Raw genomic sequence first — 17,830 nt, 5'->3', positions numbered from 1 at the left:
AGAGAGGCACGATGAGCACATGAGCGTGGACATCGACATCACCGGGCTGCCGCTCGAGCGGATCCAGTTCTGCCCGTCGCCCCTTGCCGAGCTGGGCGCGATGCTGCACGCGCTGGCCGAGCCCGGTCACCACCCGGGGCTGCACGCCTGGGCCACCACCACCGCCGCCTCGCTCAAGCCGGACCTCGCCGACCGGCTGACCGAAGCGGACTTCCTCTGGCGCTCCACGCGCTCGGACATCCTGCTCCCGGCCGTCCCCCGGGCCACGCTCGCCGAGGAGCTCGACGACCTCGACCGGATGGACGACGAGACGTTCACCTCGGCGGCCTTCGAGGTCACCTGCACCTCCGGCTACGAGAAGGGCTGGCCCTCGCCGCTGGTGGACCCGCGGCAGCGGGCGCGGGTCCTCGAGCTCTCGGCCGCCCGCGGGCCGCGGCAGGCGGCCTTCGCGGAACGGATGCTGGAGACCCCCGACGTCCTGCGCGCCTGGCTGCGGCGCCTCTTCGAGGACTGCGAGCAGGCGTTCTTCGGTGACAACTGGCAGCGGGTGCGGGTGCAGCTCGCCACCGACGCCCGGCACAAGGCCGACCTCCTCCAGCACAAGGGCCTCGCCGAGGCCCTCACCGCGGTCTCCCCCGCCGTCTCGCTCAGCGAGGACCGGACGCGCATCGTCGTCGACAAGCTGGCGAGCGGCCGGACGACCGCCGCGTACGGGCAGGGGGTCACGTTCCTGCCGACGGCCTTCGGCTGGCCGCATCTCTTCGCCGTCCACCGGGCCGGCTGGCGGCCGGTCATCCAGTATCCGGTGACCGCCGCCGAGCTTCCGCAGCCCACCGCCCCGCACCTGGTGCAGCAGCGGCTGGAGGCCCTCGCGCACCCGGTCCGGATGCGGCTGTGCCGCACCCTCGCACGCGGCCCCCACACCACGGGCGAGCTGTCCGCCGCGTACAACCTGACGCCGCCCGAGGTGTCGCGGCACATAGCCGTGATGAAGAAGGCGGGGCTGCTGAGCACGCGGCGGCGTGGCAGATACGTCCTGCACCAGCTGGATCTGACGACGGTGGCGCGCCTGGGAAGCGACTTCCTGGAGACGGTGCTCCGGTGACGGCGGGGCGGTGAGAGGTACGGCCCCAGGAGACCCGACGGGCACCGGCACCCGCGTCCGCGTCCGCGTCAAGGCCTACACCACCTCGTAGACCTGCCCCGTCTGGCGGCCCTCGACCGAGCGAATGTACGCGTTCGCGACGCGGCTGAGCGGCGCGGACTCCATGCCGGGGAAGAACGCGCCGTACGCGTCGAGGGACTCGGTGACCACGGTCGGGCTGACGGCGTTGATCCGCTGCGGCGGCAGCTCGATCGCGGCGGCGCGGACGAACGCCTCCACCGCGCCGTTCGCCGCGGAGGCGGCGGCCCCCGCGAGGATGGGCTCGTGCGTCAGGACGCCACTGATCAGGGTGAAGGACCCGGTCGGTGACAGATGCCGGGAGCCCTGCCGGACCAGCTCGATCTGGCTCAGCGCCTTGCCCCGGAAGGAGGCGGTCACGTCGTCGGCGGTCAGCTCGGCCAGCGGCTTGAAGACGGCGTCGCCCGCCGCGCACACCACCGCGTCCAGCCCGCTCCCGGCCGCCACTCGCTCGTACAGCCGGCCCACGGCCTCGGGGTCGGTGATGTCGCAGAGCACGTCGCCGCCCGTACGGCCGACGGTGATCACGTCGTGGCCGCGCCCGGCCAGCGCCGTGCGCACCGCGCCGCCCAGAGTGCCGGAGGCTCCGACGAGGAGAATCTTCATGCTGACCGTCCAGGAAATCGCGAGAAGCAACAGGAACGGCTCCGACGCTAGACAGCCCTTCTCTCATCCGGAAATGCCTTCTGCGCAGCGACTATGCTCCGCACGCATGGATGTGGAACTGCGTCACCTCAAGGCCCTGGTCGCCATCGCCGACGAGGGCACCGTCACCGCGGCGGCGGCGCGCCTGCATCTGACCCAGCCCGCTCTCTCCCGCACCCTCGCCCAGCTCGAACAGCGGGTCGGGGTCCGGCTCGTCGACCGCTCGTCCCGTCACCTGGAGGTCACCCCGGCCGGCCGGACCCTGCTGGAGCACGGCCGGGCGATCCTCTCCCACATGGACGCCGCCCTCGCCGACGCGGCGGCCGTCTCCCGTCCCCTGCGGCTGGGTTACAACTGCGCGGTCCTCGGTGAGCTCACCGTGCCGCTGCTGCGCTCCTGGCGCCGCGAGCATCCGCACACCCCGCTGGAGCTGCGCCGGATGGACAACCGCACCGCCGGGCTCGCCACCCGCGAGGTCGACGTGGCGATCCTGCGGGTGCTGCCCACCGACCCGCGCATCCACGCCGAGGCGCTCTTTCTGGAGGAGCGCGTCGCCGCGCTGCCCGACGACCACCCGCTCGCGGGCGAGGCCGCCATCACCCTGGCCGGGCTCCGTGCCGAGACGCTCGTGGTCTGTCCGGAGACGGGCACCGCCGGTGCCGAGCTCTGGCCGGCCGCGCTGCGCCCGCGCCGCACGACGGAGGTCCGCAACGTCGACGAGTGGCTGACCGCCGTCGCCGCCGGGGAGGCGGTCGGCCTCGCGGCGGCGGGCACGCGGGAGAGCCACGCGCACCCGGGCCTGCGCTACGTCCCCGTCACCGACGCCCCCGCGGCCACGGTCTACCTCGCCCGGCCCGCCCAGCCCACGCATCCGGGCACGGACGACTTCCGCCAGGCGGTGCGTGCCGTCGTCTGCGCATGAGCGGCCGCGTCATGAGCGGCTCCAGGGGCCTTACTGCGCGGCTCCCCCGCCCGCCCGCACGAGCCCGCTCTCGTAGGCGAGCACCACGACCTGGACCCGGTCGCGCAGTCCCAGCTTGGTGAGGATCCGGCCCACGTGGGTCTTCACGGTGGCCTCGGAGAGCACCAGCCGCCCCGCGATCTCGCCGTTGGACAGTCCCTGCGCCACCAGCAGCATCACCTCGCGCTCCCGCTCGGTGAGCCGGCTCAGCTCGGCGCTCGTGGGTTCGTTGCCCGTGCCGGGCAGCATGGGGGTGAAACGGTCCAGCAGCCGGCGGGTCGTGCTGGGCGCGACGACCGCGTCACCGCTGTGCACGGCCCGGATCGCGCCCAGGAGTTCGGCCGGGGGCACGTCCTTGAGCATGAAGCCGCTCGCGCCGACCTTCAGCGCGGAGAAGGCGTATTCGTCCAGGTCGAAGGTGGTCAGGATGAGCACCTTCGGCGGGTTCTCCTGCGCGCAGATGCGGCGGGTCGCCTCCACGCCGTCCAGGCGGGGCATGCGCACGTCCATCAGGACGACGTCGACCTCGGTCCCGGCCAGCACCTCCAGGGCCTCCGCGCCGTCCCCGGCCTCGGCGACGACGTCCATGTCGGGCTGGGCCGCCAGCACCATGCGGAAGCCGGTGCGCAGGAGCACCTGGTCGTCGACGAGCATCACGCGGATCGACATGCGTGGTCCCTTTCCTCGGTGTTCATCAAGTCTGCCAGTGCTGACGGTTTTCGATCATTTTTGATCAGCATGTGATCACAGGGCGACCTGCACCACACCGGGCGGGTCAGCGGCCGCCGGGCTTGATCGGCAGCAGCACGCTGATCCGGAAGCCCCCGCCCGGCCGCGGCCCGGCGTCCAGGGTGCCGCCGACCATCCCGACCCGCTCGCGCATGCCGATCAGCCCGTGCCCCATGCCGTCGGCCCCGCCCGCCTCGTACAGCTCCTGCTGCGCGCCCCGGCCGTCGTCCTCGACCAGCAGACCGAGCCCGTCGTCGAAGTACGTCAGGCGCACGCTCGCGCCCGCGTCCGGACCGCCGTGCTTGCGGGTGTTGGTGAGCGCTTCCTGCACGATGCGGTAGGCCGTCAGCTCCACACCGCTCGGCAGCGGCCGCGGCGCGCCCTCGACCTGGAACTCCACCGGCAGCCCCGCGCCGCGCACCTGCTCCACCAGGTCGCCGATCTGCTCCACGTCGGGCTGCGGTACGTACTCGCCGCCCTCGCCGCCCTCCTCCGTGCGCAGCACACCCAGCAGCCGGCGCATCTCGGCGAGCGCCTGGCGCCCGGTGCCGGAGATCGTCTCCAGCGCCTGCTTGGCCTGCTCGGGCGAGGCGTCCAGGACGTACGCGGCGCCGTCGGCCTGAACCACCATCACCGAGACGTTGTGCGCGACCACGTCGTGCAGCTCACGCGCGATCCGCGCCCGCTCCGCGACCACCGCCATCCGCGACTGCTGCTCGCGCTCCTTCTCCAGCCGCGTGGCCCGCTCCTCCAGCTGCGCCCAGTACGCCCGGCGGGTGCGCATCGAGTCGCCGAGCACCCAGGCCAGGACGAACGGAACGGTGATGAAGACCGTCCCTATGACGCTGGTGGTCATCGTCTGGTCGGGGTCGGCCCAGCGCAGATTCGCGAGCGTCGGCGCGAGCAGGCCGCCGATCAGCGCGTAGCGGGACGCCCAGCGGGTGTTGCCGGACGCCACCGTGTAGATGATCACGAGCAGCGCGAAGTCGGCGAGATTCTGCCCGGTGTCGAAGACGAGCTGGGCCACCCCGACCGCCGTCGCCAGCAGCAGCATCTTCTCCGGCCAGCGTCTGCGCAGCGCGATCACCGCGCACAGCGCGGCCGCCACGACCGCCTTGACCAGGCCCGACGCGTGCCCGGCCCCGGTCGACCCCTCGGCGATGGTGATGAGGCTGAGGCCGAGCAGCAGGACGGCCCAGAAGCTGTCCACACCCGTCGGGTGCCTGCGGAGAAAGTCGTAGAGGCGCTGCACGTCACCCAGCGTAGGCATGCCGCGTACGTGCCGGGGTCAACCGGACGATCGATCCGACGACGCCCCGCCTACTCCCCAAGGTGGAGGCGGTGCGCTGACCAAGGGCGCATAGCGTGTGCGTATGGCAAGCGGAACAACAACGTGGCGGGCCGCCACCGAGGCCGCCCTCTACGGCCCGAGCGGCTTCTACCTGCGCCCCGAGGGCCCCGCCGGGCACTTCCGTACCTCGGTGCACGCCTCGCCACTCTTCGCCGGGGCGGTTGCGGAACTGCTGCGGCGCGTCGACGAGGCGCTGGGGCACCCGGCGGAGCTGGCGTTCACGGACGTCGGTGCGGGCCGGGGCGAGCTGCTCACCGCGGTGCTCGCGCGCACCGCGCCCGAGCTGGGCGCGCGACTGCGCCCGTACGCCGTGGAGCGCGCCGAGCGCCCTTCGGGGCTCGACGAGCGCGTCACCTGGCTGGGTGAACTCCCCGAGGGCGTGGACGGGCTGCTTTTCGCCAATGAATGGCTGGACAACGTGCCGGTCGACGTCGCCGAGACGGACGCGGAGGGCATCGCGCGCCAGGTGCTCGTCCAGCAGGACGGCGAGGAGCTCCTCGGCGAGCCGGTGACCGGCGCCGAAGCCGACTGGCTCGCCCGCTGGTGGCCGCTCGACGGCGCGCCGCCCGGCAGCCGGGCCGAGATCGGCCTGCCGCGCGACGCCGCCTGGGCGCGGGCGGTGGGCAGCCTGCGCTCCGGGCTGGCGGTCGCCGTGGACTACGCGCACCAGCGCGCCGCCCGGCCGCCGTTCGGGACACTGGCCGGCTTCCGGGAGGGGCGCGAGGTGCGGCCGGTGCCGGACGGCTCGTGCGACATCACCGCGCACGTCGCCCTGGACGCGTGCGCGGGCCCCGGGAGTTCGCTGCTGACCCAGCGCGAGGCCCTGCGCGCCCTCGGCGTCGACGGCGGCCGTCCCCCGCTGTCGCTCGCGTCGTCCGACCCGGCCGGCTACGTACGGGCGCTGGGCGCGGCCGGCGAGGCGGCGGAGCTGCTGGCGCCGGCCGGGCTGGGCGGCTTCGGCTGGCTGGTGCAGCCGGTCGGCGACGCGTGCGCGGGGCTGCTGGAGGCCGCCGGAGACCACCCGGACGGGGAAGGCTGACAAACTACTCCCATGGCCCCTACCACTGAGACGACTGTCGGCATCGGCGGCGCGGCGGAGAGCACCGACATGGTGCTCAACATCGGGCCGCAGCACCCGTCCACCCACGGTGTGCTGCGGCTGCGGCTCGTCCTGGACGGGGAGCGGATCCAGCACGCCGAGCCGGTCGTCGGCTATATGCACCGGGGCGCGGAGAAGCTGTTCGAGGCGCGCGACTACCGGCAGATCATCATGCTCGCCAACCGCCACGACTGGCTGTCGGCCTTCTCCAACGAGCTCGGGGTCGTGCTCGCGGTGGAGCGGATGCTGGGCATGGAGGTCCCCGAGCGCGCCGTGTGGACGCGCACGCTGCTCGCCGAGCTGAACCGGGTCCTCAACCACCTGATGTTCCTCGGCTCGTATCCCCTCGAACTGGGCGGGATCACGCCCGTCTTCCACGCCTTCCACGAGCGCGAGCAGCTCCAGACGGTGATGGAGGAGGTCTCCGGCGGCCGGATGCACTACATGTTCAACCGCGTCGGCGGCCTCAAGGAGGACCTGCCCGCGGGCTGGCTCGCCCGCGCCCGGCACGCGGTGGCCGACGTCCGCTCGCGGATGGACGTCTACGACCGGCTCGTGCTCGGCAACGAGATCTTCCGCGGGCGCACGCGCGGCGTCGGCGTGCTCTCCCGCGAGGCGGTGCACGCGTACGGCGTCAGCGGGCCGATCGCCCGTGCCTCCGGCGTGGACTTCGACCTGCGCCGCGACGAGCCGTATCTCGCGTACGGCGAGCTGCGTGACACCCTGAAGGTGGTCACGCGCGAGGACGGCGACTGCCTGGCCCGCTTCGAGTGCCTGCTGGAGCAGACGCACAACTCCCTGGAGCTGGCGGAGGCGTGCCTGGACCGGATCGCGCAGCTGGCGCCCGGACCGATCAACCAGCGGCTGCCCAAGGTCCTCAAGGCACCGGAGGGCGCGACCTACGCCTGGACGGAGAACCCGCTCGGCCTCAACGGCTACTACCTGGTCTCCAAGGGCGAGAAGACGCCGTACCGGCTCAAGCTGCGGTCGGCGTCCTTCAACAACATCCAGGCGCTGACCGAGCTGCTGCCGGGCACGCTGGTGGCCGACATGGTGGCGATCCTGGGTTCGCTGTTCTTCGTCGTCGGCGACATCGACAAGTAGACGGCACCGACAAGTAGACGGCATCGACAAGCAGACGGCATCGACAAGCAGGCGACGTCGGCAAGCAGCAGTACGAAAACGCGTGACCCCCGGTGGCCCTGCCACCGGGGGTCACGCGTTTTCGCGGCGCCCGTCACGAAATGGCGCTGCGCAGCTCCACGACGTCTATCTGCTCGGTCTCGTCGTGCGCGGTCAGGTCGATGACGTCCCCTTTGGAGTCGTCGCCCTGCTCCGCCGCCTCGGCCTCGGCGAGCGCCTCCTCGCCGACGACGTCCGCGAGGTCGGTCTCCTCGACGGGCCGCGCGGCGGACGGCGTCCGCTGGGTGCCGAAGAAGTCGAAGCCGCCCTGCGTGCGCGGCGCGGGGCGCCGGGCGGGGTGCTGCTGCGGCACGACGGCGGAGGCGGGCCGGGCCGCGGGGGGCATGCGCTTCTCCGCGGGAGCCTCATCGGTCGCGTCGGCGGCGCGGTCCTCGGCTTCCTCACCGGCATTCGAAGCCCTCGGAGCCACCGGAGCCGTCGCGCCCTCTGCGGCCTCCGGAGCCACCGGAGCCGTCTGAGTCTTCGCGTCCTTCGCCGCCTTCGCGGCCTGAAGGTCCTGGGCGCCCTCGGTGTCGCGAGCGGTCCCGGTCTCCTCGGCGGCCTTCGCGCCCGTACGCCGCTTGGCGGCACGCGCCGCGTCCGCGGCGCTCAGGGTCTCGCCGGTGCCGGGGGCCCGCAGCCCGCTCGGCGGCACGACGTCCGTCAGCGCCGGGGGCGCGTCCTGGCCGGATTCCGTGGCCGTGGCTTCCGCGTCCCGCTGGATCGCCCCGTTCCGCTCCAGGTCGCGCAGTGCCTCGGCGGCCTTGCGATACGCGGACGCGGCGACGGCGGACCCCGCCGTACCGGCCGAAGCCGCGGCGGACTCCAGCGCCTTCGCGCTCCGGGGCGCGCTGCCCTGGGCCTGGCGGCGGCCCTCCAGCGCGCTGGCGCGCCCGGTCTCGGCCGCGGCGTAGCGGCGCAGCAGGTCGGCGTGTTCGGTACGGAGCCGGGCGATCTCGGCGCGTTTGCCGCGCAGCTTGGTCTCCGCCTTGGCGCGGCCCGCACGGGCCTCATCCAGCTCCGTCTCGAGCTCGGCGATGCGCTCGTCGGTCTTCCACTCGTCGCGCACCCGGGCGGCGTTGAGCTGGGCGACCCGCTTCCCGGCGGCGCGGTCCCAACGGCGCATCAGCACGGCACCGACCACCGCGGCGGCGGCAGCGGCCGCGGCGAGGCCCCGGATGACGACCGTTTCACCTACCACCCAAGCACCGGCGGCAGCGGCGACCGATGTCGCGGCGACCGTCGCCGGGGGAAGAAGCCTGTGCAGGGGCGGTGAATGGCGGTGGCGTCCTCGTGGCATGGCCTGAAACTTACCGTGCGTCGCCTCAGGAGTGTGACTCCACCACCAAACTCTTCCCTTGATCTTACTTCTCTCCTACTGCTTCTCCTTCGTCAGCAACCCATTGTCCTTGAGGTAGCGCGCCGCCACATCCGCGGGCTTGAGCCGCTGCGCGTCGACCTTCTTGTTGAGTTCGGTGAGATCGGCCGTGGTCAGCACCCTGTTGAGCTTGCCGAGAGCATCGGCGATCTTCTGCGAGCCGGCCTTCTTCGCATTCACGACGGGCAACACGTTGTCGGAGTTCTGAAGCTTCTTGTCGTCCTCCAGCAGAACGAGTCCGAACTGTTCGAGCGTGGCGTCCGTGGTGGTGGTCAGCATCATCTGGTCCTTGCCGGACTTGACCGCCTGCTTGGCCTGCGTGCTGCCGACCTCCAGCGGGTCGATGCCGGTGATGCCGATGCCGTACGTCTTCTCCAGACCGGGCTGGCAGAAGGGCCGCTGGGGGCATTCGTCGCCCGCCGCGAGCTTGACCCTCTCCTTTGCCGCACCCAGGTCGGAAAGCGTCTTGAGCTGGTGTTTCGCCGCGAAGTCCTTGGTCACCGCGAAGGCGTTCTGGTCGACGGCCCGGCCCGCGTCCAGCACCTTGAGGCCGCGCGGTCCGGCGAGTTTACGGAGCGCCTTCACCGTGGCGTCGGCATCGGCCGAGGCGACCGTCGGAGCGTCCTTGCCGTTCTGCTTCTTGTTCAGGAATTCGGCGAGCGTCGCGGCATACTCCGGGACGATGTCGATCTTGCCGTTCTCCAGCTCCGGTTCATAGAGCTCGCGGGCGTCGACGGTCTTGATCGTCGTCGAATAGCCGGCGTCCTTCAGCAGGCCCGCGTATATCTCGGCGAGCACCTTGGACTCGGTGAACGAGGCCGATCCGATGACCAGCGAACCCTCGCCGGGACGCCCGGACGCGTCCTGTCCGCCGGACTTCTCCAGGCTGTCGCCGCCGCACGCGGCGAGGCCGGCCGTCAGGGTGGCGACGCCCGCCGCCGCCAGCAGCGCGCGCGTGGTCCGCGCTCGACGCGGGGTCCTGCTCATGGGGAACTCCATCCATGTCGGTCGGCGTCCGGCGCACCCGGACGCCCCTTGATCGGTCGTCATCTCCGCGGCCGCGCGAGGACGGACGGAGCTCGGGTCTCACACGGCGCCGCCCGCGGGAACGGCCTCGGCGGGCGCCGCCGGTCCGTCGCCGCCCGGCGCACGGCCGGCCGTGCGCTTCACGCGGCGGCGCACCGGGTCCAGCAGCCGCTCCAGGACCACCAGCAATCCTTCGACCAGCAGCGCGAGCAGGGCCACCAGCAGCGCCCCGGACACCACTTGGGCGGTGTCCGTGAGCCGGAAGCCCGCCGTGATGATCCGGCCGAGGCCACCGCCGCCGGGCAGCGCGGCGAGCGTGGTCGTGGCCACGACCTGGACCGCCGCGGTCCGTACCCCGGTCGCTATCAGCGGGAAGGCGAGCGGCAGCTCCACCCGGCCGATCAGCTGACGGCCGGTCATGCCCATGCCCCGCGCGGCCTCGACCACGTCCCGGTCCACCTCGCGCATCCCGACGTAGGCGTTGGTGAGCAGCGGCGGGATCGCGAACAGCACCAGCGCGATGACGGTCGGCCATGAACCATGCGTACCCAGCGGGCTGAGCAGCAACAGCACCAGCACCGCGAACGTCGGCACGGCGCGCCCCGCGTTGGAGATGTTCACCGCGAGGGCACCGCCGCGGCCCACGTGCCCGAGCACCACGGCGACGGGCAGCGCGATGGCGCAGGAGATCGCCAGGCAGACGAGCGTCAGGAACAGGTGCTCGCCCAGCCGGTGCCACACGCCGTCGGTGCCGGACCAGTGCGAGCCGGTGGCCAGCCACGTCCAGGTGCGGTCGATGACGCCCATCACACAGCCTCCTCGGCGCTCAGCCGCCCGCGCGCGCCCCTGCCGCGGCGCTTCGCCTTCCCGCCCGCCCGCGTCCACGGCGTCAGCAGCCGCTGCACGAGCAGCAGCAGGAGGTCCGCCACGATCGCGAGCACCACGCACAGCACCGAGGCGGTGAGCACCTGCGCCTTGAAGTAGCTGTGCATGCCCTCGTAGATGAGGTTGCCCAGGCCGCCGTAGCCGATGATGGCGCCCACCGTGGTGAGCGAGACGGTGGAGACCGTGGCGATCCGCAGGCCCGCCATCAGGGCGGGCAGCGCCAGCGGGAGCTCCACCGCGAAGAGCAGGCGCAGCGGGCCGTAGCCCATGCCGCGCGCCGCCTCGCGGGCCTCCTCGGGCACCGAGGCCAGCCCGGCCAGGATGTTCCGCACGAGGACCGTCAGCGAATAGAGCACGAGCCCGGTGACCACGACCGACACCGACAGCCCGAAGACGGGCACCAGCAGCGAGAACATGGCCAGCGAGGGCACCGTGTAGAGCACGGTGGTCAGGCCGAGCACCGGGCCCGCCGCGGCCCGCCACCGGCGGGCCAGCAGCGCGAGCGGAAAGGCGACGAGCACGCCGATGGCGACCGAAGCCAGTGTGATCCCGATGTGCTGGAGCGTGGCGTCCGTCAGCTCGTGGCCGCGCGTCCGCAGATACTCGCCGCAGATCCACTCGTTGGAGACCAGGCAGTTCTGCCCCGCCATACGCTCTCACCTCCCCCTGGGCCTTGACCGTCGGTTACTGGCGACCCTAACCCCGGGCACTGACATTCGAGTCCGGCGGCACACAACGGCAACAATGTCGGGAGCGAGTACGGCCAGAATGGGGAACCATGATCCGCTTCGAGCATGTCACCAAGCGCTACGCCGATGGCACCACCGCCGTGGACGACCTGTCCTTCGAGGTGGCGGAGGGCGAGCTGGTCACGCTTGTCGGACCGTCCGGCTGCGGCAAGACCACCACCATGAAGATGGTCAACCGGCTGATCGAGCCGACCGGTGGCCGGATCCTCCTCGACGGGGAGGACATCGCGAAGGTCGACCCCGTCGAGCTGCGCCGCCGGATCGGCTACGTCATCCAGCAGGTCGGCCTCTTCCCGCACAAGACCGTGCTCGACAACACCGCGACGGTCCCGCACCTGCTCGGCTGGCAGCGCAAGAAGGCCCGCGCCCGCGCCGCCGAGCTGCTCGACCTCGTCGGGCTCGACCCGTCCGTCTACGGCGACCGCTATCCCGAGCAGCTCTCCGGCGGACAACGCCAGCGCGTCGGCGTGGCCCGCGCGCTGGCCGCCGACCCGCCCGTCCTGCTGATGGACGAACCCTTCGGCGCGGTCGACCCGGTGGTCCGCGAGCACCTCCAGACCGAGTTCCTGCGACTCCAGTCGCAGGTGCGCAAGACGGTCCTCTTCGTCACCCACGACATAGAGGAGGCGGTCCGGCTCGGCGACCGCATCGCCGTCTACGGCAACGGACGCATCGAACAGTTCGACCCGCCGGCGGCCGTCCTCGGCGCGCCCGCGACGCCGTACGTGGCCGACTTCGTCGGCGCCGACCGGGGCCTGAAGCGGCTGTCCGTCACCCCCATCGAGTCCGGTGACCTCGAACAGCCGCCGGTCGTCCACCTCGACGACCCGGTGGGCGAAGCGGCGGCCCGGCTGGCGGCGGAGGGGGCGCGCTGGGCGGTGGTCCTGGATCACGCGGACGGGCTGCACGGCTGGGTATCGGCGGAGGCGCTGTCCGGCGCGGCCGAGAGCGGCAAGGTCCGCGGCCACTCCCGCCGCATGGACGCGTGGCTGCCGGTGGGGGCGTCGCTCAAGCAGGCGTTCAGCACGATGCTCCAGCACGACGCGGGCTGGATCGCCGTCCTCGACGGCGAGCAGGCGGACCGCTTCGTGGGCGTCCTGACCCCGGCCCGCCTGCACGAGGCCCTGCGGCGGTCGACGGCGGCGGACGCGCTGGGCGCTGCGCGCGCGGAGGTGTCGGTGGAGACGGTGGCGGACGCGTAGCCCTTGTCAATCGCCGGACGGTCTGAAATCAGCCCGTCCGGCGATTGAGGACAGCGCGCGAAGCGTGCTTCGGGGTCTGGGGCGAAGCCCCACTTCGGGAAGGGGCGGGGTGGGGAACAAGCCCGCCGCAGGCGAACAGCTAAGCCCGAGCCGCCCCTGGGCCCTCCTCGTCGTCGTCCTCCGGCAGCTTGCAGACCCGCTCCAGGAAGAACGCCGCCACTATGACGCAGACGGCGGCGAGGACCGACGCCCCGGCGTAGATCGTCTGGTCGCGGCGGGCCGGGTTGTTGTCCAGGCCGGCCAGCAGCAGGAACGCGCCCACACCGCCGTACATCCCTCCGACCAGAGCCGCCACCAGCGCGCTCGCCTGGCCGAAGACCACCGCGCGGGCGGCCACCAGGGGGTCGACGCCCTTCGCGCCGGGGCGCCGCTCGCGCTGCGCCCGCAGCCGGGCGCGCAGCGAGAACGCCGTCGCGGCCAGCACGACGGCGATGACGGCCAGCACGATGGGGGCCGCCACGGGCACGCTCGGCAGTGTGCCGTAGGCGTCCCACAGCCGGGCACCCGCCCAGGACACCACCCCGGCCACGACGAACAGCCCGGCCAGCACCCTGACCCGCAGTTGCTTCACCGGTCAGCTCCTCCGTGAGCAGATCGCGGAGCGGACCGCACCGCGACCTCGCCCCTCATCTCGTACGTACCTCGCCGGGCGCCTATTCGGGCAGCCGGAGTTCCAGGTCGACCCGGGGGGCGACCCCTTCGAGCCCGACCTGGGCCAGCAGCTCGACGACCGCGCCGCGCCCCGGGACCACGGCCTCAGGATCCACGTCGTGCCACGGCGCCAGCACGAAGGCGCGCTCGTGGACGCGCGGGTGCGGCAGCGTGAGGACCGGGTCGTCGGAGAGGACGTCCTGATAGCTGACGATGTCGACGTCGAGCGTCCGCGGGCCCCAGCGCTCGTCCCGCACCCGCTCGAAGGCTTCCTCGATCGCGTGCCCGCGCTCCAGCAGGGAGTCCGGCGGCAGCGTGGTCCGCACCAGGACGACGGCGTTGAAATACGCGGGCTGGGTGCCCGGCTCGACGCCCCACGGCTCCGTCTCGTAGACCGGGGAGACCGCTTTGACCCGCAGGCCGGGCGTGTCCTCCAGCGCGTCGATCGCGCCCTGGAGGGTCTCCAGGCGGTTGCCGAGATTGCTGCCCAGCGAGATCACGGCCCGCTTGGGATTGCTCAAGGTCACGTCTGCGGCGTCCACCTGCTCCACCACGGAGGCGGGCACCGGCTGCACGGTCGGGTCGCTGCTGCTCATACTCGGCTCCGCGTAATAGTGATCGTCACATCGTCAAAAGGCACGGTGATGGGGGCGTCGGGCTTGTGCACCACGACCTCCACCTCCCGCACCGCTTCGTGCTTCAGACACACCTGGGCGATCCGCTCGGCCAGGGTCTCGATCAGATCGACGGGTTCGCCCTGGACGACGTCGACGACCTCCTCCGCCACCACGCCGTAATGCACGGTCTTCGCGAGGTCATCGGTGGCCGCGGCGGGCCGGGTGTCCAGACTCAGCACCAGGTCCACGATGAAGGTCTGACCCTCCTCGCGTTCCCGGGGGAAAACCCCGTGGTGCCCGCGGGCCTTCAGGCCGCGCAGCGCGACACGATCCACACGAATCACTCCTGCTGGTCGTCGGTATGGCGAGTGCGCGCCGGACCCGCCGGCACGTCGCCCGTCCCCCCGTCGGCCGGGGTACCCACTTCGAATCTACCTGCGAGCACCGACAGCGCTCGCACCCGGACGTGGCGGTGCGCTGCCGAAATGCGACGACATGTACGGATGTTTACGGATGCCAAAGAACTTTACGGACAGGGAATCAGGATGCCGCCGACCGGTCGCGCCGCGCTTACCCCCGGCACCGTGCCTCACCCCTACCCGACCGCCGGGCGCCCTGAACGGGTGGCTCGGCGCACGCCCGTGCTGACGCCCGGCCGGCCGTCACGCCCCTTCCGGGCCGTTCGTGCCCTCCCTGTCCTCCGGGCCTTCCTCGTCCTCGTCCTCCCGCCCCGCGAGCACCGGCGAGCCGTGGTGGGACCACACCTTCCACTCGTCACCCACCCGGCGGAAGGTGTTGGTCGCCACGACCAGCTGGCCCACCAGCGGCCCCAGCTCGCCCTCCGTCTCCGCCGGGCCACCGCTGAGGATGTTCTCGGTGCAGGTCACCAGCGCCGTGTCACCGGCCACCGCGACCTCGACGTCCGTCAGGAAGAACTGGATGTAGTCGGTGCTCGCCATGATCAGCGCATACGAACGGAGCACCTCGCTCCGCCCGCGCAGCACCGGCCAGCCCGGGTGCACGCAGGAGACCTCGGTCCCGGCCTCGTCCAGCCACAGCTGCCCCATGGCCACCGTGTCCCCGCGCTCCACCGCCTCGTACAGCGCGGTGTTCGCCAGCTCGACCCGCTCGCTGTCCGTACGGGCCGTGCTCACTCGGCCCCCTCGGCGCCCGGGGCGCCCGCCGCGTCCGCCACCATCGCCACCCCTGCCGTCTCCGCCGCCTGGTCCACGGCGCGCACCACCCGCACCGCGTCGGCGCTGGCCCGTACCTCGTGCACCCGCACCGCCCACGCGCCCTCGCGCGCGGCGATCGTCGACACCGCGGCCGTCGCCGCGTCCCGCTCGCGCGCCGGGGGCGGGCTGCCGCCCTCGTCGCCGGCCAGCACCCGGCCGAGGAAGCGCTTCCGGGAGGCGGCCACCAGCATCGGCAGCCCCAGCTCCCGGCGGAGCCTGGCCAGCTGGGCGACCAGCGCCAGGTCGTGGTCCGCGGTCTTCGCGAAGCCCAGACCGGGGTCGACCACCAGCCGCTCCGGGGCCACCCCCGCGGCGACCACGGCGTCCAGCCGCTGCCGCAGCTCGCCGAGCACCTCGCCGACCACGTCGCCGTAGACCGCCCGGCTGTTCATGTCCTCGCTGAAGCCGCGCCAGTGCATCACCACGAACGGCACCCCGGCGGTGGCCACCACCGGCACCATCGCCGGGTCCGCCAGGCCGCCGCTCACGTCGTTGACCAGGACCGCGCCCGCCTCGACGGCCGCCTCCGCGACCGAGGCGCGCATGGTGTCCACGGAGACCACCACCCCCTCGGCCGCCAGCCCGCGGACCACCGGGACCACCCGGCGCAGCTCCTCGCGCTCGTCCACCCGGGCCGCGCCCGGGCGGGTCGACTCACCGCCCACGTCGACCAGGTCGGCCCCCTGTGCGGCCAGGTCCAGACCCCGCTTGACCGCCCCTTCGGTGTCGAACCAACGGCCGCCGTCGGAGAACGAATCGGGCGTGACGTTGACCACGCCCATCACCGCACAGCGGTCCCACTCCGGCAGACCGACCGGCCCGAATCGACCACGCAACGCACTCATGCCACCAGCCTAGGGCGTGCGGTGAAGGCCGCGCCGCCTGCCCGTTCGCCGCGCTGCGCGTCGCCGCCGGGCGCGGCACCGCCGCCGCGTACGGCAGGGGCCCCGCCCGGCAGCTCTTCGCTGCCGGACGGGGCCCCGGGCCTTTGCCGTACGGTCACGCGGCGCGCGTGACCTCCGCGGCCGAGACCTTCTCGTCGTCCATGAACTCCTTGGGCTCCGCCGGGCGGCGGCGCAGCAGGCGCGGCAGCTCCAGGAAGCCCTCCGCCTGCATCATCGCGAAGCCGATGCGCGGCAGGTCGCGGTTGTTCGGGAAGACGATGAAGCGGGGCTCCCAGCGGGGGCGGAACTTCTCGTTGAACTTGTACAGCGACTCGATCTGGAACCAGCGCGAGAGGAAGACCAGCACCGCGCGCTGGACGCGCACGACCGGCCCGGCTCCGAGCTTCCCGCCGCGCTCCAGGGCGGAGCGGAAGAACGCGAAGTTCAGCGACAGGCGCTTGATCTTCAGGTCGGGCGCGGCCTGGAGGAAGGCGACGATGAGGAGCTCGTTCATGCCGGGGTCGGCGCTGCGGTCGCGGCGCATGAGCTCCAGCGACTGGCCGTCCGGGCCCCAGGGCACGAAGTGCTGCATGGCCTTGAGGTCGCCGAAGGGGCTGGGCGCCTCGCCCTCCTCGGGGGCCTTGTGGGCCGTGGCGATGACGGCGTCGAGGTCCTTGGGGTCGCCGATGCGGCCCAGGGCCATCGAGAAGCCGCGCTCGTCCTCGGTGTCGCGCCATGCCTCGGCGGCCTGCTGGACGGCGGTCAGCTCCTCGGGGCTGAGCTCGCCGACGCGGCGCACCTTGGTCTCGTAGCCGTTGCGCTCGATGCGCTTGACCATCTGGCGGACGTTGCGCATGGCGCGTCCGGTGAGGGAGAAGTCGGCGACGTCGACGATGGCCTCGTCGCCCATCTCCAGCGCGTCCAGCCCGGTCTCGCGGGTCCAGACCTCGCCACCGGTCTCGCTGCAGCCGGCGACGGCCGGGGTCCAGGAGTGGCGCTTGGCGAGCTCCATGAACTTCTCGATCGCGCCCGGCCACGCCTCGACGTCACCGATCGGGTCACCGCTGGCGAGCATCACGCCGGAGACGACGCGGTAGGAGACGGCGGCCTTGCCCGACGGGGAGAACACGACGCTCTTGTCGCGGCGCAGCGCGAAGTGGCCGAGCGAGTCGCGCGCGCCGTGCTTGGCGAGCAGCTCGCGCAGCCGGTCCTCGTCCTCCTCGGTGAGGACCGCGGCCGGGTACGCCGGGCGGAAGGCGAGGTAGGCGGTGGAGGCGACGGTCAGCAGGCCGAGGGCGCCGAGGGAGTAGCCGACGGTGTAGTCGACGTGGTCGGTGTAGCGGATCGAGCCCTCGAAGCCGAAGAGGCCCCAGATCACGTGCTCGATCTGCTCGACGACGGAGGGGTCGCCGACCATGTGCTTGTACTGCGAGCCGACGATGATCCAGCCCAGGGTGAAGCTGACGCCACCCATGATGATGAAGTTCGCGACCGCCTTCCAGCGGCTGCGCGGGTCGGGCAGGGCCGTGAAGGAGGGCTTGTGCCAGACCAGGTACGCGAAGAGTGCCAGCGAGCAGATCGTGCCGATGATCGAGTGGCGGTAGATCAGCTGGGCGGCCGCACCGATCGGCAGGACGCACACGGCGGCGATCCAGGCCCGCCGCTTGGCCCGCTTGAGTCCGTGGGCCAGCATCAGCATCAGGATGCCGACGACGATGGAGCCGGCCGCGGCGAGCTGGGTCACCGTGCCGGGCAGGACCTCGGCCCAGGTGTGGAATTTGCTCCAGCGGACCCGAGGGAAGACACCGGCCACGATGTTGAGCAGGCCGATGACGATGCCGACCCATCCCACCACGGTCGGCACGCTCTCGGGCCGCGGCCCCTTGGCGATACGCGCAAGCCCCGACAGTCGCTTGGTTCCCTCGGGAACCCCATCGGACTTTTTGCCATCTACCCTGACAGACATCTCTTCCCGTCGTCCTGTCGAGTGGTC

Annotated in this window: 18 protein-coding genes; 5 read left to right on the top strand and 13 right to left on the bottom strand. The window is 72.4% G+C overall.

Features of this window, described 5'->3' with window-relative positions; translation table 11 throughout:
• Window positions 1–19 precede the first annotated feature (19 nt).
• Complete coding sequence (locus ACFY1P_RS26005; RefSeq protein WP_361531600.1) at window positions 20–1,105, top strand: DUF5937 family protein; 1,086 nt, start codon at window positions 20–22, stop codon at window positions 1,103–1,105.
• A 75-nt stretch (window positions 1,106–1,180) separates the two neighbouring features.
• Here ACFY1P_RS26005 and ACFY1P_RS26000 read toward each other — a convergent pair whose 3' ends face one another.
• Complete coding sequence (locus tag ACFY1P_RS26000) at window positions 1,181–1,789, bottom strand: short chain dehydrogenase (protein WP_390752007.1); 609 nt, start codon at window positions 1,787–1,789, stop codon at window positions 1,181–1,183.
• A 106-nt stretch (window positions 1,790–1,895) separates the two neighbouring features.
• Between ACFY1P_RS26000 and ACFY1P_RS25995 the strand changes: the two genes are divergently transcribed.
• On the top strand, window positions 1,896–2,750 hold the full coding sequence (locus ACFY1P_RS25995; protein WP_390752006.1) for a LysR family transcriptional regulator: 855 nt from the start codon (window positions 1,896–1,898) through the stop codon (window positions 2,748–2,750).
• 30 nt (window positions 2,751–2,780) lie between these two features.
• Here the strand turns inward: ACFY1P_RS25995 and ACFY1P_RS25990 are convergent, their stop codons facing one another.
• Window positions 2,781–3,458, bottom strand: coding sequence for a response regulator transcription factor (locus ACFY1P_RS25990; RefSeq protein ID WP_361531609.1), 678 nt, complete (start codon window positions 3,456–3,458; stop codon window positions 2,781–2,783).
• A 106-nt stretch (window positions 3,459–3,564) separates the two neighbouring features.
• Complete coding sequence (locus ACFY1P_RS25985) at window positions 3,565–4,770, bottom strand: sensor histidine kinase (protein ID WP_361531618.1); 1,206 nt, start codon at window positions 4,768–4,770, stop codon at window positions 3,565–3,567.
• Window positions 4,771–4,891: 121 nt separating this feature from the next.
• Between ACFY1P_RS25985 and ACFY1P_RS25980 the strand changes: the two genes are divergently transcribed.
• Together ACFY1P_RS25980 and ACFY1P_RS25975 are read left to right on the top strand one after the other, a co-directional pair.
• Window positions 4,892–5,908, top strand: coding sequence for an SAM-dependent methyltransferase (locus ACFY1P_RS25980; RefSeq protein ID WP_390752005.1), 1,017 nt, complete (start codon window positions 4,892–4,894; stop codon window positions 5,906–5,908).
• A gap of 12 nt (window positions 5,909–5,920) precedes the next feature.
• Window positions 5,921–7,072, top strand: coding sequence for an NADH-quinone oxidoreductase subunit D (locus tag ACFY1P_RS25975; protein WP_361535195.1), 1,152 nt, complete (start codon window positions 5,921–5,923; stop codon window positions 7,070–7,072).
• Between the two features lie 133 nt (window positions 7,073–7,205).
• Here the strand turns inward: ACFY1P_RS25975 and ACFY1P_RS25970 are convergent, their stop codons facing one another.
• The 4 genes from ACFY1P_RS25970 to ACFY1P_RS25955 form a co-directional block, all read right to left on the bottom strand.
• Window positions 7,206–8,351, bottom strand: a complete 1,146-nt coding sequence (locus ACFY1P_RS25970; protein WP_390752004.1) for a hypothetical protein — start codon at window positions 8,349–8,351, stop codon at window positions 7,206–7,208.
• Between the two features lie 174 nt (window positions 8,352–8,525).
• Window positions 8,526–9,515 carry an ABC transporter substrate-binding protein gene (locus tag ACFY1P_RS25965; protein WP_390752003.1) on the bottom strand — a complete coding sequence of 330 codons (990 nt, stop codon included), beginning with the start codon at window positions 9,513–9,515 and terminating at the stop codon, window positions 8,526–8,528.
• A 99-nt stretch (window positions 9,516–9,614) separates the two neighbouring features.
• Complete coding sequence (locus ACFY1P_RS25960) at window positions 9,615–10,361, bottom strand: ABC transporter permease (protein ID WP_390752002.1); 747 nt, start codon at window positions 10,359–10,361, stop codon at window positions 9,615–9,617.
• Window positions 10,361–11,089, bottom strand: coding sequence for an ABC transporter permease (locus ACFY1P_RS25955; RefSeq protein WP_361534570.1), 729 nt, complete (start codon window positions 11,087–11,089; stop codon window positions 10,361–10,363). Before ACFY1P_RS25955 ends, ACFY1P_RS25960 begins: the two co-directional genes overlap by 1 nt.
• A gap of 128 nt (window positions 11,090–11,217) precedes the next feature.
• Between ACFY1P_RS25955 and ACFY1P_RS25950 the strand changes: the two genes are divergently transcribed.
• On the top strand, window positions 11,218–12,390 hold the full coding sequence (locus ACFY1P_RS25950; RefSeq protein ID WP_390752001.1) for an ABC transporter ATP-binding protein: 1,173 nt from the start codon (window positions 11,218–11,220) through the stop codon (window positions 12,388–12,390).
• A gap of 139 nt (window positions 12,391–12,529) precedes the next feature.
• Here the strand turns inward: ACFY1P_RS25950 and ACFY1P_RS25945 are convergent, their stop codons facing one another.
• From ACFY1P_RS25945 to ACFY1P_RS25920, 6 genes are all read right to left on the bottom strand, one after another.
• Window positions 12,530–13,021, bottom strand: coding sequence for a DUF3180 domain-containing protein (locus ACFY1P_RS25945; RefSeq protein ID WP_361534576.1), 492 nt, complete (start codon window positions 13,019–13,021; stop codon window positions 12,530–12,532).
• Between the two features lie 82 nt (window positions 13,022–13,103).
• Window positions 13,104–13,697, bottom strand: coding sequence for a 2-amino-4-hydroxy-6-hydroxymethyldihydropteridine diphosphokinase (gene folK, locus ACFY1P_RS25940; protein ID WP_361534579.1), 594 nt, complete (start codon window positions 13,695–13,697; stop codon window positions 13,104–13,106).
• Complete coding sequence (gene folB, locus ACFY1P_RS25935) at window positions 13,694–14,053, bottom strand: dihydroneopterin aldolase (RefSeq protein ID WP_301893438.1); 360 nt, start codon at window positions 14,051–14,053, stop codon at window positions 13,694–13,696. Before folB ends, folK begins: the two co-directional genes overlap by 4 nt.
• 327 nt (window positions 14,054–14,380) lie before the next feature.
• Window positions 14,381–14,872, bottom strand: coding sequence for a nuclear transport factor 2 family protein (locus ACFY1P_RS25930; protein WP_361534582.1), 492 nt, complete (start codon window positions 14,870–14,872; stop codon window positions 14,381–14,383).
• Window positions 14,869–15,798, bottom strand: coding sequence for a dihydropteroate synthase (gene folP / locus ACFY1P_RS25925; protein WP_390752000.1), 930 nt, complete (start codon window positions 15,796–15,798; stop codon window positions 14,869–14,871). Before folP ends, ACFY1P_RS25930 begins: the two co-directional genes overlap by 4 nt.
• Window positions 15,799–15,952: 154 nt before the next feature.
• Window positions 15,953–17,803: a phosphatidylglycerol lysyltransferase domain-containing protein gene (locus tag ACFY1P_RS25920; protein ID WP_361530432.1), complete on the bottom strand. Its 1,851-nt coding sequence runs from the start codon at window positions 17,801–17,803 to the stop codon at window positions 15,953–15,955.
• Window positions 17,804–17,830: the final 27 nt, after the last annotated feature.

Origin of the sequence: Streptomyces sp. NPDC001407, from assembly GCF_042895325.1 — a bacterium.
In the GTDB taxonomy this organism is placed as follows: domain Bacteria; phylum Actinomycetota; class Actinomycetes; order Streptomycetales; family Streptomycetaceae; genus Streptomyces.
The sequence above is the reverse complement of the archived record's forward strand: the minus strand, read 5'-3'. Positions and strand labels throughout refer to the sequence as shown.